The following is a 25,439-nucleotide window of genomic DNA, read 5'->3' as shown; positions in this document are numbered from 1 at the left end:
AAAAGCATCTAACAGCGCTCAAAATAACTCAAAATCATGAAATATCGTCGAAAACAGGATAAAAGGGAACAGCATAATGGAACATCATCTGAAAGATCGGTCATGGGAGAGAATCAAGTGAGGAAATTCGGCTTAAAAGCCGGACTGGCAACCATGACGGCAATGGTTTTGTTTGTTCATGTCGAGGCCCGGGCGCAAGCCCAGCCCGGTCTCGGGATCGATCCTGGTCAAGGCACTCAAGCAGCCGCGCAGGCCGCGGCGGTTGCCGGCGCCTTGTCGAGCTCGCATCAGACTCAAACCTCCATTACCACGGCAACGGGAGGGCAGGGTGGGATGGCCTACAACACGGGAAATAGCCAGACCGTGAGTCTGGGTATACACGATGTGCGCAACAACCCCAATATCGGACTTGGGCTCATGGTGCCGACCGCGCCGTGCCGCGATACCTACTCGCTGGGCGGTTCCGCCGCCGGGGTCGGTGGCGGCGTAGCCTGGTCGAAGGCCGATCGTGAATGCCGCTGGCAGGACATCGGCACAGCATTTATCCGGGCCGGATTTATCGAAGATGGACTCGCCATGTGGTGCGCGATCGAGGGTGTGGAGGATATCGCACCGACCTGCAAGCGATTGAAAGCGGCAAAACAGGTGGTGCGGGATTCTGCCGGAACATCGAATGACATATCCCGCCAGGGAGAGTGGCAGGGATGGTGAAGGCGACGATGCACAATATCGGCATGGGTTGCGGCGAATCGCCAGGTCTTGAGCGCTGGGAGTATGGAAATCCGGAGTATGTCGTTGCCCGCAGGCAAGCGCAGTCGTGCCACGGCTGCCGGCACGAAGAAACGATCCAAATGATTTCACAATCCATCAAGTATTGTGGAAAAGGGCGCAAACACGGCAAGCGTTGCCTGTCATATCAACATAAGGAGCATGACAAATGAAATTCAGCAGTCCGGAGCGCGCCCTGAGATGGGCGTATGAAACCAGTAACAGGCCAATCGTGAAAATATCCTCCGTCAATGACATGCGTGAAGCCAATAGGTCAGGGGGCATGGCGGGGAATGGCGAACTGACGGTGCATGACCGCCATGCCCAGGCGGCGCTGATACTCAGCTTATGCGAGCGCATATTGCCTTCCGTGCATATGGCCTACGTCCGGGTTCAGTTCGGAAGGGAAGCGAGCGGGTTTGAGTTGCTGACGCACCATCTGGCGGCCAACTTCGGCACGGGGTTGCATAGCCGCCGAAGCATCGAGCAGATGATCCGCGCCTACTGCGGAGAAAAAATAGGATTACGCGAGATACGCAAATCCATGTCGTGCGGCATGCTCAAGGCGGTGTCCTACCGCAATCAGGCATATGACACGCTGGATGTCATCCACGCCCAGGCGATGGACAGATTAGGCTGGGAAATGGAGAACCGGGGGTTGCTGCGAGATACATCTTCGGGTCTGGTTTCATAAAGACCATCCGAGATACTAGGGCCTGTTAACGGGTTATAGCATCAGCTTGGCAAAGGCTCCATTTTCAGCGGCAAATCCGCCGGGAGCCTGGCTTTTCCGATCGGGTAAGCGGTCTGGTTTGCTCAGGGACTCCTGGATCTGTTGGGCATCTTCAAGATGCAAGGAAAATGGTGCAAAGAGCTTGTACAGCAGGACCTTCAGTTCTTCATTGCTGGCGTTAGGCATCAACCGGTTGTCAATTGTATCCAGCACGTGCTGGTAAAGGACGACTTTTTGATCAATGTAAGCTTTATCGAATTCCTGTCCACGCAGCACCTGTAGCCTGGCGAGATCTGTTTCACCGTCGGCTCTCAGACTTTGGCTGATTGGATTATCCTGAAGCTCCACCTTGAGTTTCGTCACCAGTTCAATGGCCGACTGGCTGACTTCCGTGTGTTCACCGACCATCCGTTGCGCGTAGGCTTTGATGTCTTCATTGGATGACTTGGACTGTGCCAGCCTGCCAGCCTCGATAGCAATGCTACTTGCGGTAACCACAACGTCGGCAATATGCGCATCGTGGATATCACGCATTTCCGCAAAGGCCGAGAATGCCGGAGCCATCAGTCCGGCCAACAGAATAATCAGGTTTTTCATGCAAAATCTCCTAGTGGCTGCCCGATGAGCCTGTTTCACTACTTACACATGGGTATTTACTTGTTAATGGCGTAGTTTTACATAAAGCTCTTCCGTTGGGCAACCCTCATGGCCGTGGGAAATTTATGAACAAGTTTTAGCCAGAGTAATTTTTTTTGGTTGCGTGGATATTGCAATCGTTTAGATGTTCTGTAGCGTTCGTTTGTTTCAGGAAAGGCAGAAGGATAAGCTTTCTCGATTCTCTGAAACGTAACGAAAAGTGAATAATCTCCTGCTCTTTATTGCTTATAGCATTGGGATTTAGTCGTCCTGACCGTTTTCTTTTTCATATTTGCCTCAGCTGGTTGTGTCCAAGACAACCTTCAAGGCTTCGATATCTAAAATCCACCCGAATAGAGATCTGATGGATGTCCCCAAAAAGGACAACAGTCGTCTACTGAACGGACAGGCGATCCTTTAACTTCTGCTATATATCTGTTTAAAAACAATTATTATTCTGGCACATTAATTGCGTAGTAGGGGGTGGAAGTTCCATTAATCATTAAATCGGAGCCACCATGCAAACTATGCACAAGACAATTCTTGTACTCATGCTTACGGGTTTTGTTGTTCTTACACCCACCGCTTATGCAAAGAATGAGAAGCATGCTCAACCAGCCCTGACGAGTCTGCAAGGCAAAGCGGTACGCTATCTCATCAATCCTTTCGGAGAAGTCGACGGCGTGTTTCTTGATAACGGCACGCTGGTAAGAATGCCTCCGCACATGTCAGGTGATGTGGCTGAGCTCGTCAAGCCGGGTGACCCCGTCGCCTTACAAGGCACACTCGAAGGAAAATCAAGCTTCAACGCTTACTCCATCACTAATACCGCCTCGGACCAGACCTTGGTGCGCCGTAAGCCGGCATGGAACGGAAAGGTCATGCCTAAAGAACTGCGTGTAGCCGAACTCAAGGAGATCAGCGCGCATGGGAATATTGAGCGAATCATTACCGATAAGCAAGGCGAGCCCAGAATCATTCTCCTCGCGGATGGCACCAATGTGCGATTGCCTAAAGACACCGCCAAAGACGCCTTTTCGTTGATCAATACCGGCGCGCCATTTGCAGCGAAAGGTTCCGGCACCGAAACCCGGTATGGCCGTTCGCTTGAGGCATCTACGATCGGCACCAGTCCGGCATCGCTCAAGCCATTGTCGGTGCTTCGGGCTTCTCATTAATCTGTGTCGAGTGGCGATGAAAGCCAATTCAGGACAGACGTTGGTTTTCATGGTGTAACTAAGTGGAAAAGTAAATAGGCAAACGAAGTTTGTGTATATCCCTCTTTTCCCGGAATTGAAGTCATGTTTCTACTCTTGCCACCACCATGTTTATTAAGAGCTTTGCATGCATTTATTTGAAACAAGCTCATGGCGTGACATGAAGCTACTTTTAATTTTCGTAGTTTTTATTTTCAGCAATTGTTCATATGCTGATAACACACATCAATTCTATGAGTTTCGCACCCAGATATCCTTAACCAAACAAGTTTTCGATCGCTGGGATTTAAACGTCTTCACATCAGAAAATGCCAACCTGGTCGATAAAACCTATGGAGGGGAACATGCTCCCACTAATATACAAAATTATTTTCTGGTCGGCCCCACTTACAAATACAGTTCGAACCTTAATTTTGTTTTTTTAGGATACATTTACCAGAAAACGAGTCCCCTTTTTGATAACTTTGTTAATGAGAATCGGCTTTTCCAACAGGTTGTCTATAGTTCGGATTTCGATTTTGGGCGAGTGACCCATCGAGTCCGCTTCGAACAAAGATTTATCCATGATAAAGCACCCGAACAAAAATTCCTCGGCACAAGACTTCGTTATCAGCTAGGGCTTCTGGTGCCCTTGCAGGGTGAAGAATTAAACAATGGAGAATTTTATCTCAATACTTATAATGAATTTTATTTCATTACATCAGGGGTTAGCGGTGCAATATACAATGAAAACTGGGCCTACGCAGGGATCGGTTACCAAACCGCGAAGTATGGAAGGTTTGAAGTGGGACCTTTACTCCAAAGAGTGGTCGTGGATAAACACGATATACGCTATTTCAATCTATTGCAGTTTAGCTGGTCACATAATTTTGATTAATAAGTTTTCAATCGCGGTGGCCATGGATGGAAACAAACTGCCTATGCGGCCAAAGAACCCGTGACCAAAAGGATATGATTTCCCTGTAATGCCTTTAGCATCGTCCGGGCTAGTATATAGTTAGCATAAGGATGAGATCAGTTCAATGATGACCTGTTTACCGATTAAAAAAAAGGGAAATTCATGTGCCGCATTACAATCGTAGTAATTGCTGCGTGTCTTGTTTTCCTCAGTGCATGCACTTCAACCGAACAGGGAACCTATCACAAGACAGAAGTTGAGGAGGTGGTACGTAAAAAGGACTTGCCTGCCGAAGTCTTAATGGTTTTGCCCAAAGGGTATGAAGAGCGGGAATTTACTTATAAACGCAAGCTGAAAGATGGCATGACCAGTTATGATGTGTATTACGAAAAAGGCGGGAATCAATTTTCGATCAATTATGACGCGGAAGGCAAGGTGCTAGCGGAGGAAAAAAGAATAAAACTTTCCGCCATACCTCATAACATAAGAGTAAAAATCGAAAAAATATTGTCCGTCCACTATCCAAATTACAAGGTGCTGATGGTCGAAGAGCTTTACAAGAAAAATGAGATGCTGCTGAAGATATTTTTTTCTCATCCCGAAGCTAGAACGGGTCTTGTCGAAGCTATTTTCGAATCTGAAACCGGAATGCTGCGGGAATTTATTAACATAAGGATGAAATCCATTACCACATTTAACTGAGCATTAAGCGGAAAGCAGAAGGCAAGAAAATGATGGTACAACAGAAGAAAGTTGAACATACGCAAGTCGTAACGGTGCAATGTTATGTGAGGCCTATAAAGGCGGCTTGATCAATGTCCGCAACACGGACTACGTTATTACTAGCATTCTTGGCTGCTTGCACCAGTATCCATTGCTGGTATTCTCGCACTCGTTACATTACCCAAAATAAGGAAGCTGTGAGGATTGCTCTCGCTCTTCGTTGGCGTTTATTGTTACTGTGGCTATTCATGCTGTTGGTTAGCGGCGCGCTTGCCTATCTCATCCGCGATGTTTACCAACTTGGCAGCGAGGCACAAGCACAAAAATCCCTTGAACAGGTCAGCCAGGCTTGCGACGACTTGCAGGCAGAATATACTAACTCTATCAAGCCCGAGGGAGAGGTCGTCGATGCCCAGTTGATGCACGCCCTTCTGAATCTCATCCTGGATAAGCTACCTGGTATTGAGGGCGGTTTCTGGCATGAAGCCCAGGGGTTCGTCGCCTACGCTTTTCCTACCCATGCGGGCAGTGAAGAAAAGAAGGATATGCCATCGACCGAACGTAACCGCATCGAAACATTGGCGCGTAAAAGCATTGCCGAGGGTGCAGCCCTTAAGGATTTAATCGCTGGAAGCCGAGAGACAGTCGTGCTGACCGGTTGTCCGGTAGATTACTCAAAAACACATCTCGTTGCATGGACGATGATGCGCTCGCCCATGGCTGACAGTAAAGCATACGATAATGTAAATCGTGGCCTCGGATTATTGTTTGCCTTCGTTATCATCTCTGGCATCTGGTTGAGCCTGGGTTTTTTTGGCTGGAGCAAACGCTTTAATCTCATTGAGCGCGAGCTGGCTGGTGGCCCTGATAACGCACCGCGAAAAATGGCTGCCACGGGGGACGTTGAGCTTGATCGCGTCGTCGCCGCCTTCAATCAGTTTCGGGCACAGCTCGACGCCGAACGCGCCCGGACCATCGAGCTTGGCACGCTGCTCGAGCGTTCAGAGCGCTTCACCGCGCTGGGCCGGATGGCCGCAGCAGTGGCCCACGAAGTCCGTAACCCTATCGCCGCCATGCAACTTAAGGCGGAGAATGCGCTGGCACGGCCAGAAGACCAACGAACAGCATTGGAATTCATCTTGCGGGAAATTGGGCGTCTTGATGAAACCGTGAAGGAATTGCTCAAAAAAACTGAGCCCGTCAGTATCCATTCACGGCAAGTACATATTGCGGATTGGCTCATGGAAAGGGTTGATGCCTTTACTGAGCGAAGTGCCGCCGCCGAAATTGATCTACGAACACGGATCGATATTGCATCCTGGAGTTTTGATCCACGCTCGCTAGGCCGGGCGCTAGACAATCTCATTGCCAATGCACTGCAGCATACGCCACGCGGCGGTGTTGTTACGGTGACCGCAAGCAAAAACGCTTTTAATGCCGCCATGGTCTTGCAAGTCTGTGATACAGGCCCCGGTGTCGCTGCCGACATGGAGCCTCGGCTATTTGAACCTTTCGTATCGGGACGCCCAGACGGGATCGGGCTGGGGCTGGCGCTCGCGCGAGAAATCGCCGTTGCGCATGGGGGCGAGGCCCGTTATTTTCAGCAGTCTTCGGGTACCTGTTTTGAGCTGGAGATTCCTTGGCACGTATCCTGATTGTCGATGACGATGCCAGCTTCCGCGAAAGTCTCGCGGAGACTGTGTCGAGTCTCGGCTACGAGATACTCATCGCAACCAACGGCGCACAGGGCCTTTCACTTCTGAAACATGGGGGGATCGAAGCCGTCTTTCTTGATTTCCGATTACCTGACATGACGGGCATTGAGGTGCTGCACGCGATCAAACATTTGCCGGGGGGCGACGGGCCGCCAGTTATCATGCTGACTGCCTACACCAGTGTAGATAATACGATAGAGGCGATGAAGCTCGGTGCATTCGAGCATCTTGCCAAACCGATCAGTCGTCATGCAGTCGAAACTGCGTTGGCCGCCGCCCTCGCGTCACGCGGCACCGCAACGCAGCAAGCCGAAGCCCGCAAAGAGGACGAATTCGTCGCCCATAGCGAACGCATGCGGGAAACTATCAAAATGGTCGGGCGCGCTGCAGCCAGCGACGCTACGGTGCTGATTACCGGAGAAACCGGCAGCGGCAAGGAAATAGTCGCGCGTGCATTGCATCAGCACAGCGCGCGAGCGTCACAGCCATTTGTAGCCGTCAATTGCGCGGCAATTCCGCAAGAGTTGCTTGAAAGCGAGCTGTTCGGCCATGTACGGGGTGCTTTTACCGGAGCTACCGCAAATCGCACGGGTATTTTTCAGCAGGCCGATGGCGGCACCCTTCTGCTCGATGAAATCGGGGATATGAGCAGCAATCTGCAGGCCAAGCTTCTGCGCGTGCTAGCGGAAGGCAAGATAGTCCCGCTGGGCGCGGAGCGCCCACTGGCCGTCAACGTACGCTTGCTCGCCGCTACCCATCGTGATCTTGAGCAGGAGGTCAAAGAAGGCAAGTTTCGCGAGGATCTGTTTTACCGGCTCAATGTCATTAATATTCATGTATCGCCGTTGAGGGAACGGCATGAGGATATTATTGCGTTGGCAGAATATTTTCTTGCCCTGGCCAGCGATTCTCCAAAAAATCTTTCAGCAGAGGCGCGGCATCGCCTCGAAAAGCATTCATGGCCGGGTAATGTACGCGAGTTACGTAATGTAATTGAACGTGCAACGATTCTGGCTCGAGGCCCTTCCATCAAAGCAGAAGATCTCGGGTTGGCTGATGTCGTTGCGTCCCCCGCACTATCGGCAACGCCGCCACCCTTGCACGACCTACCCGCAGCACTGGCGCAGCTCGAAGAGGCCATGATCCGCACAGCACTTGCCGAAACCGGGGGTAATCGAGCCGAAGCGGCGCGCCGTCTTGGTATTCGCCGTCAATTGCTCTACGCGAAACTGCAGCACTACGGCGTCGAACCTTAAGCGGACACATTTCTGATGGATGTATTTAATCTTTTTTATGAATTAATCTCTTGATATTGAGCATGCATCTTGCTTGTATCTTTTTTTGCCGAGTAATGAGGACAGCGCATAACTCATGGCAAGCAACAAGACCTGACCCTACTATGTCCACTCTATGCTATGTCCATGTGACCACATGTCCTGCATGACTTTGGACCTCATGTCTTTGTGACTCGATGTTATAAACTGCTTGTCACCGGCTGGCTCCTGAGGCGAGAAGGGGGATGCGCTCATCTTTTTGTATCGCACGATCGATCCAATGAGAACTAGGCCGGCAAGAAGAAGCGTGTGGCTCTCTGGCTCGGGGATGAAAGTAACGTATCCAACGTATCCGTTGGCAATGATTTGGCCCGCATTATTGATGCCAGTGGCTTCGGTTAGAATTATTCCTGGCAAATCAACAAGGGAATTGAGGTCGATCATGCCCGCGCCGTCTGGGCCGGTGACGAAGGCGCGTCTGAAATCGATGTGCTCACCTGTGTAAGTAGAGCCTACTACTTGCCCTATATCGTTGATGTCAAGAGCTTCGCTGTAACCACCGCCTAAAGTACCGAGATTCCTTATTCCCATCCCATTCGGCCCGGTGATGAAGCCAGGTCCTCCACCTCCAGTTAAATGATTCCAGCCAACCACCTGCCCGGCTTCGTTAATGCCATTCAAGAAATTGTCATATCCGCCTAACGTATCCAGGCCTCTCATCCCCACTCCATCCGGCCCGGTGATAAAGAGACGATAGTTGCCTTCAGCCGTGGAAGAATAGCCTCCTACTTGCCCGGCATCGTTGATGTCTTTCGCGAAGCTGTTCTCTCCACCTAAAGTCCCCAAGTCTCTCATGCCCGTGCCGTCAGGGCCTGTGATGAAGGCATGGATAGTGCCTTCAGCCGTGAAAGAATAACCCACTACCTGCCCAGCATCATTAATGCTATATGCATAGCTTGGACCGCTGCCTAATGTGCCTAAATCCCTCGTTCCCATTCCATTAGGGCCGGTGATGAAGGCGTGTTCCGAGTCTCCGGCCGTGTAAGAACTGCCTACTACCTGTCCCGCATCGTTAATGCCCCGCGGAACGGTGAAAGGCCCACCCAAGAAAGTTCCACCTAAAGAAACACCAAGGTCTTTCATCCCCGCCCCGTTTGGACCTGTGATGAAGGCATGCCAGCGACCTTCAGCCGTATAAGAATTTCCCACGACCTGCCCTGCATCATTTATGCCTCTAGCCCAGCTCTCGTATCCCCCTAAAGTACCGAGGTCGGTTGCCGTCCTGCTATTGAGGTCGATGAGGAATGCAAGTTCTATTGCCGAGGTATGGACGCTGCACCCCAAGCTAGCAAGAAATACTACGGCGGTGATAAATCCGCGGAGGTTAAATCCGGGAGTAATTTTCATGGTGAGCCTCTCTGTTGAGTTTAGCCATTGAACATGCTTACACTACAGTAAGCTCTCGGTCAACATCAAACAATAGCCTGAGTGAACCAACCTCAACATAAGGTTCTGAAATCTGTTGGTTGCCTCAAAGGATGTGGCGCATAAAGACTTGTCACTGCCGGATGTAAATTGATACAGATCGCCGATTGAAAACTGATACACCGAATTGAGAAGATAGCCGCATTTTGGAATGCGGCCATGATCACTGACGAAGTAAGAACCGAATCTAACTCCTTCGCGCATGCCAAACGTTCGACTTCACTACAAAAGGGGCGCATATGCAGAACGATGAACAGGAAATCCGGCAGCTGGTTTCCACCTGGATGACCGCAAGCAAAGCGGGGGATATCGAGACAGTCTTATCATTGATGGCGGATGACGTTGTTTTCCTCGTGCCGGGCCAGCCTGTCATGCACAAAGCTGACTTTGCCGTTGCGGCACGTGCTCAATCAGGCCAGGAGGCTCCGCAATTCGAGGGTAGGAGCGAGATTCAAGAGATCAGGATTCTTGGGGACTGGGCCTTTATGTGGACGAAGCTCACCGTCGTCGTGACTCCGCCCGGCGGCGCTCAATCCATGACGCGCGCAGGTCATACGCTGTCCATTCTCAAGAAGCAAAGCGGAAAATGGGTGCTGTCACATGATGCCAACATGCTGGCTCCTGTACCAAACAAATAGCTCCAACAATGCGCTCCCATTGGCGTGTTTGCTACCGCTTCGCTCTGGCACACGCAGCTGAGCCTTGGCGTTGTGCGTCTCAAGCACGCTGTGGTGACAAAAGGCACACATCGGCGTAATATGCCGGAATGAAACCATTTCGGTGGAGTCCGGAGAAGAACGAGGCCCTCACAGCCGACCGAGGCGTTTCCTTCGAAAGTGTCGTGATAGCGATCGAATCTGGCGGTTTGCTCGACATTCTGATCCATCCGAACCAGACGAAGTATCCACGACAGCGAATTTTGGTCGTTGCTGTGGACAACTATGTCTACTTGGTGCCGTTTGCTGAAGAGGAAGACTACTTCTTTCTCAAGACCATCATCCCGAGTCGCAAGGCGACAAGGGACTACCTGAACAAAGGTGAACCCTGATGCCGAAGATTGATGCGTACGAACAGGAAGTTCTCGGTGCTTTCGAGAAAGGGAAGCTCAAATCAGTTGCAACCAAGGCAGAGCTTGCCAAGCTCAAGGCAGCGGCCCGTGCCACCGCCATCAAGGATCGGCGGGTGAATATTCGCCTTTCGTCTGGTGATCTGAGTGACATTCAGGTTAAGGCGCTCAAGGAAGGCATTCCGTACCAAACGCTCATCGCCAGCGTGCTGCACAAGTACGTCACTGGCCGTCTCGCGGAACGTATCGAGCCAGATACCGGGCAAGCACCCAGCCGCATACCGAAGCGGCGTACTACATCCGCTGGCTGATGGTTCACTCTTCATCCCAGACGCTCAACCCTTTCGTCGGAGCGACCCGCTTCCGCCCGCGGCCTTCGTTGGCCGCTCATGGCAAACATTGACGTCGTATCCGATGCATTGCAGTTCAAGTGCCGCAGGAATCATTACGGGTACCCCGGTTACAAATGAATTTCTTCTAAAGGATAAGAGACCACAAGCTCTAATTGGTAGTAATAAGCTGGCTTGGGAATGAGAGTACTTAAATCACATGATCCGATTCGAGCGCACATGGAATGTGCTCATGTATTTCGATCTGGATTGTCGCGTGGTCAATTTTGAAACGCTCCTGCAGTTCACGTGCAACCTGTGCCAGAAATTCATCACCTGGATGGCCCCCTGGCATCAGACAATGGCAGGTCAGCACTGTCTCCGTGGTACTCATCGACCAGATGTGCAAGTCATGGATTGCTGTCACGCCGGGCTGTCCCCTAAGAAAAGCACTGACCTCATCCAGCTTGAGCCCGGCCGGGACCGCGTCGAGCGACATGCCCACTGAATCACGCAATAAACCCCATGTTCCCGCCAGGATAATAGCGGCGATGGCAAGGCTTGCAATGGGATCAAGCCATGTCCAACCCGAGAGTAACATTACGCCACCTGTTATCACTACGCCGAGTGAAACCAGTGCGTCGTAGACCATGTGCAAGAAGGCGCCCCGCAAATTAATGTCATCCTTGCTTCCGGGGGCAAGCAGCCACGCTGTAACGCCATTGACAACGATACCTGCTGCAGCCACGACTATAACGGTGATGCTGGCGATTTCACCCGGTGCCGACAGGCGCCGTATACCTTCAATCGTAATCGCGCCGACTGCTGCCAGGAGCAGCATCGCATTAACGAGCGCAGCCAGAATCGTAGCGCGCCGTAAACCATAGGTGTAATTTTGAGAAGGTGCGCGCCGTGCCAGCACAATGGCAATCCACGCTATCACGAGCCCTAGCACATCACCGAGGTTGTGTCCCGCATCGGCTATCAACGCCATGGAGTTGGCCAATAGGCCATAAATCCCTTCAACGACGACGAAACCAAAATTAAGGGCGATGCCGACAGCAAATGTAGCTGTCAGATTCTTGGGCACGTGCGCCTGCGTATGGTTACGGGAATAAAGATGATCATGCTTGGTCATGGTTTTCCCTCATGTCCTCAGTCTGCTTTGGTTTTTACGTGCGAGCAACTGCGTTACACCCGAACCGGCGGACACTTTCTTCCGCAACGGAGGGTGGTAAACCCTAAGCATGATAGCTGCAGGTACGCCAAATCATGGCATTCTTCCCAAGATTGCCAGCAAAATTTCAAATTTCTTCTTATTCGTTTACCCCATAAAACCATGGAACGGTACTGCATGTCGCGAGAAATCATGATCGAAAAGAGGATGCCAACGACGGGATAGCGCAGCAAATAGCCTTCGTAATGAGACTACGCGGCACAAGAAAAGAAGGAACAAAAACGGGGTGCTTGCTGGCACACGTTCTGGTTCATCACATTTCGATAATGCCTTTCAAGGGTAAGTGATCAGATGCCACGCGCGCGAGATCACTGGCGTGAACCTCCACCTTTGCAAGCCGCCTGCGCGGGTGTACCCAGAGGCGATCAAGTGCCATGCAAGGCCAGCGTGCAGGAAAGGTCGCGCAGTGGGGAGAGCGCTTGAAGTGTGCGTGCAGCCAGCGCAGGGGCCGTCCCCAGAGGAACCATTCATTCAGGTCACCCATCAGCACATAAATATTCGCCGAACCAATATTGAAAAGCTTAAGCAGCTCGCGGACTTGCTGACGCCGCTCCCAGGGTCTCAGTCCCAGATGTGTCGCTACCACTTGCACGCGCCGCCCGTTTCCATCAAGGGTGATATCGAGCGCCCCACGCGCTTCGTGTCCGGGGAGGGTCAGATCTACCCGGTTCACCGCGAGTATGGGGAGCCTTGTTAATATCGCGTTGCCATAGTGCCGGGTTTTGCGCAACAGGGTAGGGCCAGCGACGGCTGTCAACCCGGTTTTTGCAGCCAGATAATCAAGTAGATCGTGGCCATCAACGTCATGGTGCTCTACTTCCTGCAGCGCCACGACATCGGCATTCAACTCCCGCAGTACCTGTACGATGCGTTCCGGCTCGTAGCGGCCATCCGCGCCTATGCATGCGTGGATATTGTAGGTGGCGAGCGTCAGGTTCATGCAAATCCGGACCTCATCGTGATACTGCGTTACTCAAGAAATTTTATCGCTTGCATATCAGATATATGCGGCGCACCGAAATTTCTTCCGCGCCTTGTCTGACTTAGAGGTTTGAATTGTTGGATATTCCCTGAATCGCCTGGCTTCGGCGATATCGCCGGCGGTCAGGTCTTCCACTTTGAATAAGGGTGATTAACCAGGTTGGCATTGTAGTAACGGGGATCGTCCGTTACTTCCGCGCCCACCCAGGGTGGTTTGTCAAATACTTGTTGTGCGCTTTCCAGCTCAATCTCGGCCACTATCAGACCGGCGTTGTCACCATAAAATTCATCCACTTCCCATACGAGTCCGCCATACCCGACCCGGTGCCTGCGCTTTTCAATCAAAGGACGCAGACACAAACCATCCAGCATCTCCCTGGCGTGCGCAACAGGAATCGGGTACTCGTATTCGGTGCGCGTTGCGCCTTCGGTGATGCCCTTGATGGTGAGGTAAGCAGCATCCCCCGCGATACGCACGCGCACCGTGCGATGTTTGTCGATACTCAGGTAGCCTTGACGAATCTCACTATATATTGCGTTGCGCCAGCTATCGGCGTTTTTGTCTGCAACGAGAAATTTGCGCTCAATTTCCTTATTCATGACCCTTTCGTATCCGGCAACACCTGGATTCCCAGAATACGGGAGATGGCCAGCGGATAGGAGACGTTCTCAAATTGCTCCAGCCCTAAGGCGGATCGCACCGCGAGCACCTGCTCCGCGCACCGGGATTCGATAGCGATGGATTCGATAGCTGCGCCGTTGACCAATATCCAGTCTATCTCTACCGGACAATCCTGCAAGGTGAATCGGGAACGGCGCTTGAATACGTTGGCGCGATAAAGACGTGGGCCGCATAGGCTGTCTTGAGCGATGTGATGAAGAAATTCTTCCTCGGTCACCATTGCGGTCAATGAGTCAGGAAAAGGCAGTTTCCGCTCCAGTGCGGAAACCGGAAACAGGCTATCGGGAATAGCCGCGCGTTCGATGGGGAATTCCAATGAACCCGTGGGTTTCCAGCGTTCCAGTCCATTGTCCCGGTCAATCAGGCGTTTAAACTCCAGTTTACCCTCACGAATTTTGACATTGCGGTCGCCGTTTTCTCTACCGCCACTGAGAATATAAATTTCTTTGCTTTCAACAATCGATTCGCAAGGCGCCACCTTGCGAATACGTCGTTGCAGCGTAACGAAATCATGCCCAAAAATCCGGAATTCAAATCGTGGCACGATCTCATTCGATGCCGCCAGCCGGAAAACAGGCGCGTCAAGCGGCGCATTCCCGGTATCGAGTATGTTTATAGGCATATCTATTATTTGTGCAATCATTTCAGCCTCCCTTTTTTTCTATCAATAAAAAATCATTCAATCAAACGTGGTTCAATCGGTCTGAGCCCTTAGTTGGGCTGATCAATGGTTCTTTTTCCACTATCCGCTCCTGATTCATTCCCGCCTGAGAATACGGGATGGCCTATATACTCGCCATAACGCTTACTATGGGCCGCTTTGCGCCGGGCTTCCGTTCGCTTCCGAACATAATCCGCATAGGATTTGTTCAGAGAGTCCTTGACGGAGACCGTGCAATTGGTAACCATATCTCAGGCGCGTGAGATTCCATCCGAAACAGACGGGAGGATCAAGAGTTGGCAGACCAGACATTAGATGGCAAACCGCTTTACAGGCTTCAGCCCACGAGCGATGTCGAGGGATACGATTTGCTGGCGGAGCTGGCTCTGGACATGCGAACATCCTGGAATCACAGTGCGGATCACCTATGGGAGCAGCTGGACCCGGCGCTATGGGGGCTGACGCATAATCCATGGGTTGTTCTGCAGACGGTGTCGCGGGAGAAACTCCAGCGCGATTTCGCCAACCCCGTCTTTTTCAAGAGCGTCGCTGATCTGGTGCGGGACAGGCATGCTGCGGCGGAGGCACCCGCCTGGTTTCAGGAAGCGCATTCACAATCACCTCTGCAGTGTGTTGCGTATTTCTGCATGGAGTTCATGCTGAGCGAAGCGCTGCCCATTTATTCGGGTGGGCTGGGCAATGTGGCCGGGGATCAGCTCAAGGCCGCCAGTGAATTGGGCATTCCGGTTATCGGCGTAGGATTGCTATACCAGCAGGGCTATTTTCGCCAGGTAATCGACAAGGACGGTGCCCAACAGGCGCTTTTTCCCTACAACGATCCCGGGCAACTGCCCATCACGCCATTGCGTCGCCTGAATGGGGAGTGGCTGCGGCTGGAGCTGAAACTGCCCGGTTATTCAGTCTGGTTGCGTACCTGGCAGGTCCAGGTGGGTAAAGTAAAATTATATCTGCTGGACAGCAATGACGCGGCAAACTACCCCGCTCACCGAGGCATAACCAGCGAGCTTTACGGTGGGGGACCGGAGCTGCGCCTCGAGCAGGAACTGCTGCTCGGGCTCGGCGGCTGGAGGTTGCTCGCCGAGCTTGGCATCAAGCCGGAAGTCTGCCACTTGAATGAAGGCCATGCCGCCTTCGCGGTACTAGAGCGCGCCCGGAGCTGCATGGAGGAAACCGGGCATGATTTCAAGGCTGCATTGTCCATCACCCGCGCGGGCAATCTCTTCACCACGCACACGGCGGTTGCCGCCGGGTTTGACCTTTTTGAGCCATGTCTGATCGAGCAGTATCTGGCTGAGTACGCCGAGACGAAGCTTGGCATCACATGCCACGATTTGCTGGCGCTGGGACGCCGGAATCCGAACGACTCGACGGAGCCCTTTAATATGGCTTACCTGGCGATTCACGGGAGCGGGGCGGTAAACGGCGTGAGCCGCTTGCACGGGAAAGTGAGCAGGCACCTCTTCGGGCCGCTTTTTCCGCGCTGGCCGGTGGATGAAGTGCCCGTGGGCCATGTGACCAACGGCGTGCATATGCCGACCTGGGATTCGGCGGCCGCCGACCATCTTTGGACGCATGCCTGTGGAAAAAACCGCTGGATAGGAGCGACCGAAATGCTGGAGCAGAAGATGCTCTGCGTATCCGACATTGATCTCTGGCAATTCCGCAGCGCCGCGAGCAAATCGCTTGTCGAGTTTGTCCGGCAGCGATTTTCCGGGCAACTGGCGATGTCGGGAGCGCCGCCGGATGCGGTTGAGGCCGCGAAGGGTCTGCTTGATCCTGATGTCCTGACGCTGGGTTTTGCACGTCGCTTTGCAACCTACAAGAGACCCGATCTACTGTTGCATGATCCCGAGCGGCTGCTGCGCCTGCTGAATAATCCGCGACGTCCGGTTCAGATCATTATGGCGGGCAAGGCTCATCCAGCGGACGAAGCCGGCAAAGCCCTGATTCAGGAGTGGATGCGTTTCATTCATCGTGCCGGCGCGCACGCTTCCGTCATCTTCCTGAGCGACTATGACATGCAATTGACCGGACAACTGGTGCAGGGGGTGGATGTCTGGCTCAATACGCCGCGGCGGCCATGGGAGGCAAGCGGAACTAGCGGAATGAAGGTGCTTGTCAACGGCGGTATCAACCTGTCAGTGCTGGATGGATGGTGGGCGGAAGCCTACACACCGGAAGTGGGGTGGGCGTTGGGCGATGGCAAGGAGCACGGCAAGGACCCCGCGTCCGACGCTGCTGAAGCCGAGGCCCTTTACGATCTGCTGGAAAGTGAGGTGATTCCGGAATTCTATACCCGCGACCAACAGGGTATTCCAACCGCCTGGGTCACGCGCATGCGCAACAGCATGTCGCAGTTGACACCCCGTTTTTCCACCAATCGCGTGGTGCGCGAATATACGGAGCGCCACTACCTCCCGGCCGCGGCGGCTTATCGTGAACGGAGCGCCGATAAAGGCGCGCTCGGCGCGCAGGTGTCGGATTGGAGGCATATGCTGGAACAAAATTGGCCTGCCTTGCGTTTTGGCGAAATGACGGTTGAGACTGATGGCGGGCAGCATGTATTTTTGGTCCACGTGTATCTCAATGATCTTGATCCGGAATCGGTGCAGGTCGAGCTGTATGCTGACGGAATTCTGGAAGATGCTCCCGTGCGCCAAGAGATGACGCGCCTGCATCAGCTGGTTGCCGCGGCCACCGGCTACGCCTATCATGCGCGCGTGTCCGCGGACCGCCCGGCGCAGGACTATACGGCCCGGCTCATACCCCGCCACGATGGCGCAAGCGTTCCTCTGGAGGCGCCTCAGATTCTATGGCAGCGGTGACGCAGGGTTTTAATCTGACCGATGGTCGATGCTGACGTATGGGTTCGCTGGCGTACAGCGCAGCGGGAATCAATCGTATAATCCCGCATCCGGCGGTTGACCGCTCGTTTTTTAGCTTAACACGATGATTTGCAAAGATTGCTTGCATTACTTGATCTTTACCTTTTTGGTGAGTTCGGGTCTGCTGATGCCTGGTACAAGTCATGCTCTGGACTGTCCGGGCATCCCCGAGCAGACACAAAAGGATTTGCAAGTCGAGATCCGGGCTGCCGTGGACAGGATAGGTTCCGCCAAGGGAGCGGAACTGGAAAAGCTGACTCGTAATACCACGCGCGACCTGCTCGGTAAGCTTCCCCAGGCGGACAAGGTTTATCTTGAGCAGATGATGTACGCGACCTATTGTTCGGCGTTGCGCGATGACCCGGCTCTCACCGAGTCGCAGAGAAGCGCCCGCATCAAAGCTTATAATCTCGAGTTGAAGAGAACCCTGCAGGGCGCCCAGGGAAAAGAGAGTCCTGATCAGCGCGCGGCTTCGGCCAAAGACGCCGCGCGTGCCGAACTGGCGCGGATTCCGCTGCCGTACACGCCGGATGCTTTTGTCGAAAGTGCAGGCAACGGCAACCTGGCGGCAGTAAAATGGTTCCTGGCGGCGGGGATCAACCCCAATACGAAAAATGAAGGCGGAAATACCGCCCTGATGCACGCAGCCGGCGGTGGCCATACCGAAATCGTCAATGCCTTGCTGAAAGCGAAGGCGAATGTCAATGAACGGAATCAGGGTGGTTATACGGCGCTCTCCTGGGCAGCCTCGAGTGATCGCAAGGATGTCCTGCCCATTTTACTGGATCATGGAGCCGATAATGATGCGATAAACAAGGCCTTTCTAAGCGCTGCCGAAGGCGGACATGTGGAAGCGCTGCGCATGCTGCTGAAGCGGGGGCGGACAAGGGTCTCGGCAATGAGGCGCTCGGAGAGGCTGCGGGATCAACGATCACGGGCGCGAGTGAAGCGGAGTTGAATGATGTGATCCGCTTCCTGCTGGAACAAGGCATGGACGTCGATACGAAGGATGATGCAGGCTGGACGGCTCTGCTGAACGCGGCGAGGGAGGGACGTATCATGATCGTTCAGACCTTGCTGGATGCCGGCGCGGGCGTCAACACGAAATGCACGTGTACCGGTTGGCTGGGAGGAGGCTGGACGGCGCTGATGATGGCCGCCCGGGATGGAGGAGAGAGGAAGGCAATGCTGGATATGCTGCTCGCCCGGGGTGCCGACCCAGGCCTGGTCAACAACGACGGCAAGACAGCCCTGCTCATTGCATTGGAATTTAGAGGCAGCATTGATACGATTCGCACCTTGCTGGACAAAGGTGCCGATGCGAATGCCAGAGATAACAATGGATCAACTGCTGTCATGCGGGCAGCGGGAGAAAGAAACGGAGTTGAATTCCTCCGCGCCTTGCTTGAGAAGCATGCCGACGTCAATGCCAGAAGCAATGATGGATCAACAGCACTCATGTGGGCGGCCATGCGCGGTTATGTCGATAACATGGAGGCGCTGCTTGATGCAGGAGCGGATATCAATGTTAGAAGCATGAAAGGCAGAACGGCACTCATGCTGGCGGTACGGGAAGGGAAAGTCGAGACGGTTCAGGCGTTGCTCCGCAGAGGTGCCAGGGTCGATGACGAGGATGCGAATGGCAAAACCACGTTGAACTATGCGGAAGAGGATCTGAAAGAGCAAACCAGAACGGACATGATCCGGATTTTGAAGAAGGCGGGGGCAAAATGACCATAGCACGTTGTAGATTTATTTCGGGTACGGTTTGCGCTACGGCCATGTTGGCTGCCGCGTTCAACGTTTTTGCGCTGGATTGTCCCGCGCCGCCGGTGCAGTCGAACAAGGACTGGGAGACGTCTGTGCGGGCCGAGGTTGCAAAGATCGGACCGGTGACAGGTTCGCAGCTGGAAACGCGCGTGAAATCAGCGACCAATGACCTGATGGGGAAGCTTCCCGGTGCGGACAGGCTCTATCTTGAACAGATGATGTTTTCCGCCTACTGCTCCGCCCTGCGCGGCGACAATTCCATTTCCGAATCGGCCAAGGCGAGGCAGATTCTCGAATACCGGCGCGAACTGAACAAGAGCCTGGCGGCTGCGGCCCCGCCTGCTCAAGCGCCCAGGCCGCTTCCCTGATAAGTGGCCAACTGCCGGTTCAGGATAATTATCCACACTAAATACGAGGTGCAATATGTTTGATCCCCCTTACTACCATATCGGAATAGTCGTCCATAATTTCGAGGAAGCCGTTGATCATTATTCGAATGTATTAGGCGTAAAATTTACCGAACCTACGGACAGCATATTGTGTATTGAGAATCCGCAGACGCAACAAACCGAAAATATCAAGGTGGTCGCCGCGTATTCAAGGGCGAGATCACCCTACCTGGAATTAATTCAGGCTAATGGTAATGGGATATTTTCGGAAAAGAATGCAGGGCAGATTCTTTACTTTGGCATTTGGGAATCGGATATGGAGGGCAGGATACAGAAATTGAAGCAACAAGGGATCGGCATAGAGGCGCTGATAAGTTCGGAGTGCGGCAAACCCGCCAATGCCATTATTACCGCGCCCGACAAGATGGGCATTCGCATGGAATACTTGAGCACGTCATTGCGGCTGGTTACCGAAGCCTGGGTGCTCACCGGTAAATATCCGCTGTCGCAGCGGATATAGGTGCAGGAAGGCGGGATGATTAGCTGGGGGTCACATATCATCCGGGAGGCGGCGGGTAACGATATACTGTGAGAGAAACAGACGCCAGGATGCTGGCGGCTGATTTTAGGGGGAACTTGTTTTCACTTGTTTCCCTTTGAACGGCTATTCATACGGCACAGTGCGCTTCGCTTACTGACGCCCTACACATGCTGCACGTGCGACACGTGCAGCACTTGCATATTAAGCACGCCGGATTCAGGTTAGCACCAGTCGCTCCAACTTGGTGACAGTGGCGCGTTCTTCTGCGGAACCGTAAAGATCCCAATGCACTTCCGTCTTACCCTGATCGTTGCGTTGCACATTAATGAGCGCAAAATTATTGGTCTTGCAAGGTTCCATGAGCAGCTGGAACGCGACATTGGGTTCGCTATCGTCCTTATCTCTTTGTAATTGACCATGGTTATTGACAACCAGCGCAAGTGCGGAAGCCTTTGCCCAGGGCAGGTCATAGGTGATGGCGCTCGATGTTAACTGATAAACGCGGGTATCCGGATATTGTTTGTGAGTCATACGGAACGCCGCGCCGATATGTACATCGCCACTTAGAAGATAAAGTGATTTATCGTTAGCTTTCGCTGCGGCGAAGATGGCATCCAGAAGTACGTCGCGTTCCACCCAGTTACTCTCGTGTTCCCATTCGTCGCGCATATCGTCGGCTACGTTGAGAATGTCGAGATAATTGACAGCAAAACTCTTTGCATGCACAACAGGTACTGGCGAAACCACGAAAATCGACTCCGCGTTCTTGACCGCGTCAGACCCAAGCCAATCCTTGAAACGCTGCATCTGCGCCTGGCCGAGAATCCGATCTTTGGTTTCGCGGGTATAATCGCGCTGGCCACGCATATCGAGGACATAAAAAGCCGACTTGCCCCAGGTGAAAGGATAATCAAATTGATCCGCGGGTGTGGAAGGATTGTGCGAATGTTCGTATTCGTCATAGGTAAGTTTCGCGGCTTCATACATCTGATTGAGGAGCAGGAGTTTCTCGTCATCGTCGCCCCAGTCCCACCATGAATCCAGCAGGTTCTTTTTTTCCTTGGCACTGTAAGAGCCCCAGCCATCCAGGATCTCATGGTCATCCCACATCATATAAGTAGGGAAACGTGAGAATACATTGCGTAGCTGGCGATGGCCCCAATAACCCCGGTAAATATCGCGGTACCATGAGCGCATCACTTCGACGCGGTCTTCCGGCTTTACTTTCTGCATAAACTCCTTGCGGATTTTCTTCAGCCATTCCCATATGCTGACATTGGAATTGCCATCCACATAAACCTGATCACCGACACCCAGGATAAATTCCCCATTGCGTTGTTCAAGTTCGTCGCCGAACCGGTCCCACATGTGAATATTCACGAGATCGAACGAATTCTTCTTGTATGGCATATGGCAACTGAAGAGACCGAAAGTCATGGATTCCTGCGAGCCATTCTGTGTTCTGAAACGGTTGACTTTATTGTCCGGCACGATTTCCCACGGCGTTTTCCTTACTTTCAAGTTCAGGGCAAAGGCCGCGTAATAATAGCGCTGGCCGGGTTTCAGGCCATCAATTTCCCAGACGTTCGTGATGTCGTGCTGAAATTCCAAATTCGCCTTGTCTGTGAGCACGGCATTGGCGATCTCGCGCGTGTCGCCGTTATGGATGTTTTTCAGAGAAAAAACCTCCTTTCCCTGCCTAACCGTCGTTTTCGGGTTCCAATCGGTGGCGACCTCATCGTTACCCAAGAGCGGCTCGGGGCAGATCACCATGCGATAGCTGTTTTCCTGATAAGCACGCAACCAGAGCTTGGTGCTGGTGGCCGTGGTATGGCCGACTATCACCGCGTTGGTGAGCATCGGGTTGATCCAGGGGCGATCGGAACCCCGGTCGTAGAAATGGAAAGTTTTCATGATTGATCACCAGAGAAGTTATTCAAACGAGCTCATCGCAATCGTGTGGCATTAATTTTCTCATGCGCTGCAAGTTTAATAATAGATCAAATTAACTGCATAACCGGGATATTTAATAGGCGCTGGCAGTGAAATGCTGGTGTGAATTGAGATCTGCCGGATTACGCTTTGCTAATCCAACCTACAATGATGAGCCCAGCTAAATTTTGGGGATATGTAGTGTTTTACTGATCATCAGGGTTCCGGACAATACGAATAATAGCGCCAAGGGATGCGTTTCCCACGGCCCAATCGTCCACACTCCCCAGTAAAGATCCTCGCCGAGCCGCTCCATCCAGGCGGCCAGCACCAGCACCGCGGTGAGAACAATGCTGGTGGGAATCGGCGTGCCCTCGAAGTAGGCAACCTTGCCGGTTCCCGCCGAGAGATTTTCCGCAGTGACATTGAATCGCGCCAGCCGGCTGACTCCGCAACATACAAAGTAAATCAGCGCTATCCAATCCCAGCCGCCGCGCAATCCGGCGGCGAAACCGAGAGCCGCGGGGGCAATGCCAAACGAGAGGATATCCGCCAGGGAGTCGAGTTCCCGTCCCAGTGCCGAATGCTGATGCCGCCATCGCGCGATCCGTCCATCAAGTACGTCAAATACAAACGCCGCACCCATCATGCCAGCCGAGCTGAAGAAGTGAGTGGTCGACTTGCTTTCAACATAGAGCGTGGCGAATAACACGGCTGCCACACCGCAACCCGCATTGCCCAGCGTGAAGAAATCCGCCAGCTGGAACCCGCGTATCATGGAGAAATGCCTGGGAGGATCGGGAGAAGGGGGCATGGAGTTTTCTCTGTTATCCACGGATGGGTTGCACCTGTCGTTTAAAAACCACCCGGGCAATTCACAAAGTTGTTATTGTGCCTGCCCTTCGAAACTCACGGTCCTGTTTTCAGCTCTGCCGAGAGGTACTTCATTGAAGATATTTGAGCGGCATAGCAACGCGCAGTATAAGCGGTGCGGGAGAATAAAATCGCCCTAAGACCGGCTCTTAAATCCGGCTTCCACGGTCAGGCCTTTGAGGAGATAGCTACTTACATGCCCTGAATTACCTCAAAGAGGATAGGTCCTAGCCCGGATGTTTCATAAATTGACGCGCGTCCTTGCTGGTCTTTTGTTTCGTATGGAAATTTTGGTCAGTCGGGCGTATGAATAACTACGCCACTCTTTCACAAAATCCCCCTACAAAACAAAATCCTGCGCAATCATCACGCGAATTTATGAAATATCCGGGCTAGCGCAAGCCGAGGAAACTCAAAATAGCGAGGATGATAACAATAAAGCCCACCCACCAGATTATGCTGTTCATAACACCTCCTTGGAATTGGATTGGTTGATTGACATCCCATGAAACGTCATTCAATACACTTATTTCTATTAATTCTCCGCCTTCACGCATTTATATTCTGCTGGCCAGCGCACATGGGGGCAGCTTGTTGATTTTGCTATGTGTGAGACGTATGTGTTTATGCTATCGATGAGAAAAACGATCGTCCGTGCGCTGACGCGCATAGCGATTCTGGAATGGGAGGGGCACAAGCCTCTCGGTCTCGAGGCAGAAGCAGGCGGGCTATGCAATCCGCTGGGTCGATGGCAGGCAGTGCACGCAACTTGTATGGATATCGATGCAACCGACCTGCACATGCCCTATGTTTAATCAACATTGCCGTATACCGCCATCAGCGGCATAACCCCTATCAGAAGCTGGCAATCACCGCCCCGACACTACTTCCGAAGGCAGCTGATAAATGAGAGGGAGTACCTTATGTCATGAAGTTAATGAAAGGGCAGGTCACCGGCAGTATCAAAACCAGAGCCCAAGCGCGCCTTTTCCAGAGCCGATTTCTCCGGCCTGGCGCTGGTATGTCTCATACGAGGTATCTGACCGGTCTGCGCATCTCTGGTGTTCGTACATATCTATAAGCTTGTTGCAGTCGTTTCGCTGCCAAGCTTGGCCTACCGTGTAAAGTTGGTGCATTGAGCAGCTTGATAGGGCAAAAATGATTAGCGCTGCAGCAGGCAACATAAAAGATCGCACGCGAGGCTTGCTTGATTGAGCAGTGTGTCGCATTTTTTGGATAGGATCACAGTCGGGACGATAGGTATGTTGAGCCGGTGGGTTTCCTGGAATCTTGATAAATAAAGTGAAAATCCCTGGCTTACTCGCTGCCTGCGCTACTCCAGATTGCTTCCTGGCCAACGCTGACGGTTTGAGCGTCCTGGAAAATAATGGCTCAATGACTGGTCCTGAGCCTCCGTATATCTTTCCATAAACATAATCCCGATATATAGTTTCTTCTAAAAGATTTCCAAATTTTTTATAAATGCCAGCAATGCAAGAGGTCGCCAGGGATAGTATAAATCGACCAATCATGCTAATTTTGCCAAAGAAACGGGGGAACGATGACTAGGCAATCGCAGCAGACGCCTCTCCAAGCCGAGCAATCACTCTATAATTCACCAATACTCATTTTCCCAAGGAAGATATGAGACTCCAAGTCACCTGCATACAGTTATTGTGCGCACTATTTTATTTTAATAATGCAAACGCACAGGCTATGCCTGACTATCAATGCAGAGTGGAGCGTATCGACACCGCATCGACCGAGCCGTCTTCTTCGCGAAAATACCAGGAAGAGGAACACGTCGGAAAACAATTCACTGTCGAGCGAAGAACAGGGTTAATGGCCGGTGTTCTCAAGAATTCGTATGCTACAAAACCGATTGTCATAGATCACGGATCAACTGAAAATTCCTTCAAGGTTATATCCACGATGCGTCGCGATGAAGGAGCGGGGCTTGGATCGAATATCTACGCACTGACAATCAATGAATTTGAGCAGTCTCCAAAGAAGTCATTTATTTTTCTGAGGAACGACTTTGTTTATTTTGGGTATTGCGAGCATTTCTAATCATTGTTAAGTATTAGATTTGCCCACAACGTTTGCAGGCGGGATTCGGTAAGAAGAAGCACGGGAGCCAACGCACCGCGTGCACAAGCGTTGTCACCACTTCAATAAGATGTTCATAGCGCTAGTCCCCTGGCAATAAAAGTACGGCCTCCATTTACCTGGGTTCATCCTCACTAGCAGTACTTCTTGCTACAACGGCCTTTCATTATTTGCGCGGGCGAAGCCATCGTACCTACGTTGGGAGGTTGCGAATACTCGATCGCTGACCCCGCCCGATTGAGTTCATTTCCGGTTTTATCCAACTCTGGTCTGCGAACCTGATTGACTATATTTAGCAAGTTCACGCACTCGATCTTGTGTGCCCTCTCGTCCAAATTTTAGCCGGTCAGACAGGTCACCGAAGTGAAATTATTACTGGATTGACAGGGAAATGCCAGCATGAACTCAACTCTTCTCAATACCTTCTCTCTCTGAGTCGCCGGTATAAATTCCACAAAAATGGGCATTTAACTGGCGGAGAGAAAAATGCGCCCGCCGGATTAATCCGATCTCA

The 25,439-nt window shown here is 52.3% G+C and carries 27 protein-coding genes; 18 read left to right on the top strand and 9 right to left on the bottom strand.

The window, feature by feature from the left end:
- Positions 1-102 precede the first annotated feature (102 nt).
- Genes BLR00_RS10810 through BLR00_RS10800 form a run of 3 tightly spaced genes read left to right on the top strand, consistent with a single transcriptional unit; the run spans position 103 to position 1,462 of the window.
- A complete protein-coding gene (locus BLR00_RS10810) occupies positions 103-711 on the top strand; it encodes a hypothetical protein (RefSeq protein WP_074632446.1) in 609 nt (202 codons plus the stop codon).
- Positions 705-941: a hypothetical protein gene (locus BLR00_RS10805; protein ID WP_074632444.1), complete on the top strand. Its 237-nt coding sequence runs from the start codon at positions 705-707 to the stop codon at positions 939-941. Before BLR00_RS10810 ends, BLR00_RS10805 begins: the two co-directional genes overlap by 7 nt.
- Positions 938-1,462, top strand: coding sequence for a hypothetical protein (locus BLR00_RS10800; RefSeq protein ID WP_074632441.1), 525 nt, complete (start codon positions 938-940; stop codon positions 1,460-1,462). Before BLR00_RS10805 ends, BLR00_RS10800 begins: the two co-directional genes overlap by 4 nt.
- A gap of 33 nt (positions 1,463-1,495) precedes the next feature.
- Here the strand turns inward: BLR00_RS10800 and BLR00_RS10795 are convergent, their stop codons facing one another.
- Positions 1,496-2,098 carry a DUF4142 domain-containing protein gene (locus tag BLR00_RS10795; RefSeq protein WP_074632440.1) on the bottom strand — a complete coding sequence of 201 codons (603 nt, stop codon included), beginning with the start codon at positions 2,096-2,098 and terminating at the stop codon, positions 1,496-1,498.
- A 557-nt stretch (positions 2,099-2,655) separates the two neighbouring features.
- Here BLR00_RS10795 and BLR00_RS10790 point away from each other — a divergent pair.
- From BLR00_RS10790 to BLR00_RS10770, 5 genes are all read left to right on the top strand, one after another.
- Positions 2,656-3,315 (top strand): hypothetical protein, encoded by a 660-nt coding sequence (locus BLR00_RS10790; RefSeq protein ID WP_074632439.1) that lies wholly within the window; start codon positions 2,656-2,658, stop codon positions 3,313-3,315.
- Positions 3,316-3,481: 166 nt separating this feature from the next.
- Entirely contained in the window at positions 3,482-4,231 is a 750-nt protein-coding gene (locus BLR00_RS10785; RefSeq protein ID WP_081346729.1) for a DUF2490 domain-containing protein, read from the top strand.
- 183 nt (positions 4,232-4,414) lie between these two features.
- A complete protein-coding gene (locus BLR00_RS10780) occupies positions 4,415-4,954 on the top strand; it encodes a hypothetical protein (protein WP_074632435.1) in 540 nt (179 codons plus the stop codon).
- Between the two features lie 269 nt (positions 4,955-5,223).
- Positions 5,224-6,630 (top strand): sensor histidine kinase, encoded by a 1,407-nt coding sequence (locus BLR00_RS10775; RefSeq protein WP_176759972.1) that lies wholly within the window; start codon positions 5,224-5,226, stop codon positions 6,628-6,630.
- The gene (locus tag BLR00_RS10770; RefSeq protein WP_074632432.1) at positions 6,615-7,946 is read left to right on the top strand and encodes a sigma-54-dependent transcriptional regulator; all 1,332 of its coding nucleotides are present in this window, start codon (positions 6,615-6,617) and stop codon (positions 7,944-7,946) included. Before BLR00_RS10775 ends, BLR00_RS10770 begins: the two co-directional genes overlap by 16 nt.
- A gap of 141 nt (positions 7,947-8,087) precedes the next feature.
- Here the strand turns inward: BLR00_RS10770 and BLR00_RS10765 are convergent, their stop codons facing one another.
- Positions 8,088-9,371 (bottom strand): HAF repeat-containing protein, encoded by a 1,284-nt coding sequence (locus tag BLR00_RS10765; protein ID WP_074632429.1) that lies wholly within the window; start codon positions 9,369-9,371, stop codon positions 8,088-8,090.
- Positions 9,372-9,688: 317 nt separating this feature from the next.
- On the opposite strand from BLR00_RS10765, the gene BLR00_RS10755 reads away from it, so the two are divergent.
- The 3 genes from BLR00_RS10755 (at position 9,689) to BLR00_RS10745 (ending at position 10,826) form a co-directional block, all read left to right on the top strand.
- Positions 9,689-10,087 (top strand): YybH family protein, encoded by a 399-nt coding sequence (locus BLR00_RS10755; RefSeq protein WP_074632427.1) that lies wholly within the window; start codon positions 9,689-9,691, stop codon positions 10,085-10,087.
- 203 nt (positions 10,088-10,290) lie between these two features.
- Positions 10,291-10,497, top strand: coding sequence for a hypothetical protein (locus BLR00_RS10750; RefSeq protein ID WP_256324119.1), 207 nt, complete (start codon positions 10,291-10,293; stop codon positions 10,495-10,497).
- Positions 10,497-10,826, top strand: a complete 330-nt coding sequence (locus BLR00_RS10745) for a hypothetical protein (protein WP_074632422.1) — start codon at positions 10,497-10,499, stop codon at positions 10,824-10,826. The genes BLR00_RS10750 and BLR00_RS10745 overlap by 1 nt, the downstream gene beginning before the upstream one ends.
- A 229-nt stretch (positions 10,827-11,055) precedes the next feature.
- On the opposite strand, the gene BLR00_RS10740 is transcribed toward BLR00_RS10745, so the two are convergent.
- The 4 genes from BLR00_RS10740 to BLR00_RS10725 all read right to left on the bottom strand — a co-directional run bounded on the left by BLR00_RS10740 (position 11,056) and on the right by BLR00_RS10725 (position 14,387).
- Positions 11,056-11,982: a cation diffusion facilitator family transporter gene (locus BLR00_RS10740; protein ID WP_074632420.1), complete on the bottom strand. Its 927-nt coding sequence runs from the start codon at positions 11,980-11,982 to the stop codon at positions 11,056-11,058.
- Between the two features lie 352 nt (positions 11,983-12,334).
- Positions 12,335-13,021: an endonuclease/exonuclease/phosphatase family protein gene (locus tag BLR00_RS10735; protein ID WP_074632418.1), complete on the bottom strand. Its 687-nt coding sequence runs from the start codon at positions 13,019-13,021 to the stop codon at positions 12,335-12,337.
- Between the two features lie 164 nt (positions 13,022-13,185).
- A complete protein-coding gene (locus BLR00_RS10730; RefSeq protein ID WP_074632415.1) occupies positions 13,186-13,662 on the bottom strand; it encodes a CYTH domain-containing protein in 477 nt (158 codons plus the stop codon).
- Complete coding sequence (locus BLR00_RS10725; RefSeq protein WP_074632413.1) at positions 13,659-14,387, bottom strand: hypothetical protein; 729 nt, start codon at positions 14,385-14,387, stop codon at positions 13,659-13,661. The genes BLR00_RS10730 and BLR00_RS10725 overlap by 4 nt, the downstream gene beginning before the upstream one ends.
- Positions 14,388-14,701: 314 nt before the next feature.
- Between BLR00_RS10725 and glgP the strand changes: the two genes are divergently transcribed.
- From glgP to BLR00_RS10700, 5 genes are all read left to right on the top strand, one after another.
- Entirely contained in the window at positions 14,702-17,251 is a 2,550-nt protein-coding gene (gene glgP / locus BLR00_RS10715; protein WP_074632407.1) for an alpha-glucan family phosphorylase, read from the top strand.
- A 187-nt stretch (positions 17,252-17,438) separates the two neighbouring features.
- On the top strand, positions 17,439-18,269 hold the full coding sequence (locus tag BLR00_RS16040; protein ID WP_176759971.1) for an ankyrin repeat domain-containing protein: 831 nt from the start codon (positions 17,439-17,441) through the stop codon (positions 18,267-18,269).
- Positions 18,270-18,274: 5 nt separating this feature from the next.
- Positions 18,275-19,045: an ankyrin repeat domain-containing protein gene (locus tag BLR00_RS10710; RefSeq protein WP_256324118.1), complete on the top strand. Its 771-nt coding sequence runs from the start codon at positions 18,275-18,277 to the stop codon at positions 19,043-19,045.
- Positions 19,042-19,449, top strand: a complete 408-nt coding sequence (locus BLR00_RS17045) for a hypothetical protein (RefSeq protein WP_074632404.1) — start codon at positions 19,042-19,044, stop codon at positions 19,447-19,449. The genes BLR00_RS10710 and BLR00_RS17045 overlap by 4 nt, the downstream gene beginning before the upstream one ends.
- Before the next feature lie 55 nt (positions 19,450-19,504).
- Positions 19,505-19,990 (top strand): VOC family protein, encoded by a 486-nt coding sequence (locus BLR00_RS10700; protein WP_074632402.1) that lies wholly within the window; start codon positions 19,505-19,507, stop codon positions 19,988-19,990.
- Positions 19,991-20,227: 237 nt separating this feature from the next.
- Here BLR00_RS10700 and BLR00_RS10695 read toward each other — a convergent pair whose 3' ends face one another.
- The 3 genes from BLR00_RS10695 to BLR00_RS16715 all read right to left on the bottom strand — a co-directional run bounded on the left by BLR00_RS10695 (position 20,228) and on the right by BLR00_RS16715 (position 23,373).
- A complete protein-coding gene (locus tag BLR00_RS10695) occupies positions 20,228-21,925 on the bottom strand; it encodes an alkaline phosphatase D family protein (RefSeq protein ID WP_074632399.1) in 1,698 nt (565 codons plus the stop codon).
- A gap of 199 nt (positions 21,926-22,124) precedes the next feature.
- A complete protein-coding gene (locus BLR00_RS10690) occupies positions 22,125-22,778 on the bottom strand; it encodes a CDP-alcohol phosphatidyltransferase family protein (protein WP_256324117.1) in 654 nt (217 codons plus the stop codon).
- A 430-nt stretch (positions 22,779-23,208) separates the two neighbouring features.
- Complete coding sequence (locus BLR00_RS16715) at positions 23,209-23,373, bottom strand: hypothetical protein (RefSeq protein ID WP_176759917.1); 165 nt, start codon at positions 23,371-23,373, stop codon at positions 23,209-23,211.
- A gap of 78 nt (positions 23,374-23,451) precedes the next feature.
- On the opposite strand from BLR00_RS16715, the gene BLR00_RS10685 reads away from it, so the two are divergent.
- Both BLR00_RS10685 and BLR00_RS10675 read left to right on the top strand, forming a co-directional pair.
- On the top strand, positions 23,452-23,631 hold the full coding sequence (locus BLR00_RS10685; protein ID WP_143007648.1) for a hypothetical protein: 180 nt from the start codon (positions 23,452-23,454) through the stop codon (positions 23,629-23,631).
- Between the two features lie 829 nt (positions 23,632-24,460).
- Positions 24,461-24,886: a hypothetical protein gene (locus tag BLR00_RS10675; RefSeq protein WP_081346725.1), complete on the top strand. Its 426-nt coding sequence runs from the start codon at positions 24,461-24,463 to the stop codon at positions 24,884-24,886.
- The last annotated feature ends 553 nt before the right edge of the window (positions 24,887-25,439 follow it).

This window comes from Nitrosospira multiformis (assembly GCF_900103165.1).
Classification (GTDB): Bacteria; Pseudomonadota; Gammaproteobacteria; order Burkholderiales; family Nitrosomonadaceae; genus Nitrosospira; species Nitrosospira multiformis_D.
Note: the sequence above shows the minus strand (reverse complement) of the source record. Positions and strands in the feature narration are given on the sequence as shown.

Coding starts and splice junctions, on each gene's coding strand:
- BLR00_RS10800 (WP_074632441.1), top strand. CDS start 938: ATGAAATTCAGCAGTCCGGAGCGCGCCCTGAGATGGGCGTATGAAACC.
- BLR00_RS10725 (WP_074632413.1), bottom strand. CDS start 14,387: ATGATTGCACAAATAATAGATATGCCTATAAACATACTCGATACCGGG.
- BLR00_RS10730 (WP_074632415.1), bottom strand. CDS start 13,662: ATGAATAAGGAAATTGAGCGCAAATTTCTCGTTGCAGACAAAAACGCC.
- BLR00_RS16040 (WP_176759971.1), top strand. CDS start 17,439: ATGCCTGGTACAAGTCATGCTCTGGACTGTCCGGGCATCCCCGAGCAG.
- BLR00_RS10685 (WP_143007648.1), top strand. CDS start 23,452: ATGAGAAAAACGATCGTCCGTGCGCTGACGCGCATAGCGATTCTGGAA.
- BLR00_RS10790 (WP_074632439.1), top strand. CDS start 2,656: ATGCAAACTATGCACAAGACAATTCTTGTACTCATGCTTACGGGTTTT.
- BLR00_RS10810 (WP_074632446.1), top strand. CDS start 103: ATGGGAGAGAATCAAGTGAGGAAATTCGGCTTAAAAGCCGGACTGGCA.
- BLR00_RS10755 (WP_074632427.1), top strand. CDS start 9,689: ATGCAGAACGATGAACAGGAAATCCGGCAGCTGGTTTCCACCTGGATG.
- BLR00_RS10745 (WP_074632422.1), top strand. CDS start 10,497: ATGCCGAAGATTGATGCGTACGAACAGGAAGTTCTCGGTGCTTTCGAG.
- BLR00_RS10700 (WP_074632402.1), top strand. CDS start 19,505: ATGTTTGATCCCCCTTACTACCATATCGGAATAGTCGTCCATAATTTC.
- BLR00_RS10735 (WP_074632418.1), bottom strand. CDS start 13,021: ATGAACCTGACGCTCGCCACCTACAATATCCACGCATGCATAGGCGCG.
- BLR00_RS10740 (WP_074632420.1), bottom strand. CDS start 11,982: ATGACCAAGCATGATCATCTTTATTCCCGTAACCATACGCAGGCGCAC.
- BLR00_RS17045 (WP_074632404.1), top strand. CDS start 19,042: ATGACCATAGCACGTTGTAGATTTATTTCGGGTACGGTTTGCGCTACG.
- BLR00_RS10785 (WP_081346729.1), top strand. CDS start 3,482: ATGCATTTATTTGAAACAAGCTCATGGCGTGACATGAAGCTACTTTTA.
- BLR00_RS10675 (WP_081346725.1), top strand. CDS start 24,461: ATGAGACTCCAAGTCACCTGCATACAGTTATTGTGCGCACTATTTTAT.
- BLR00_RS16715 (WP_176759917.1), bottom strand. CDS start 23,373: ATGCGTGAAGGCGGAGAATTAATAGAAATAAGTGTATTGAATGACGTT.
- BLR00_RS10695 (WP_074632399.1), bottom strand. CDS start 21,925: ATGAAAACTTTCCATTTCTACGACCGGGGTTCCGATCGCCCCTGGATC.
- BLR00_RS10775 (WP_176759972.1), top strand. CDS start 5,224: ATGCTGTTGGTTAGCGGCGCGCTTGCCTATCTCATCCGCGATGTTTAC.
- BLR00_RS10765 (WP_074632429.1), bottom strand. CDS start 9,371: ATGAAAATTACTCCCGGATTTAACCTCCGCGGATTTATCACCGCCGTA.
- BLR00_RS10780 (WP_074632435.1), top strand. CDS start 4,415: ATGTGCCGCATTACAATCGTAGTAATTGCTGCGTGTCTTGTTTTCCTC.
- BLR00_RS10805 (WP_074632444.1), top strand. CDS start 705: ATGGTGAAGGCGACGATGCACAATATCGGCATGGGTTGCGGCGAATCG.
- BLR00_RS10795 (WP_074632440.1), bottom strand. CDS start 2,098: ATGAAAAACCTGATTATTCTGTTGGCCGGACTGATGGCTCCGGCATTC.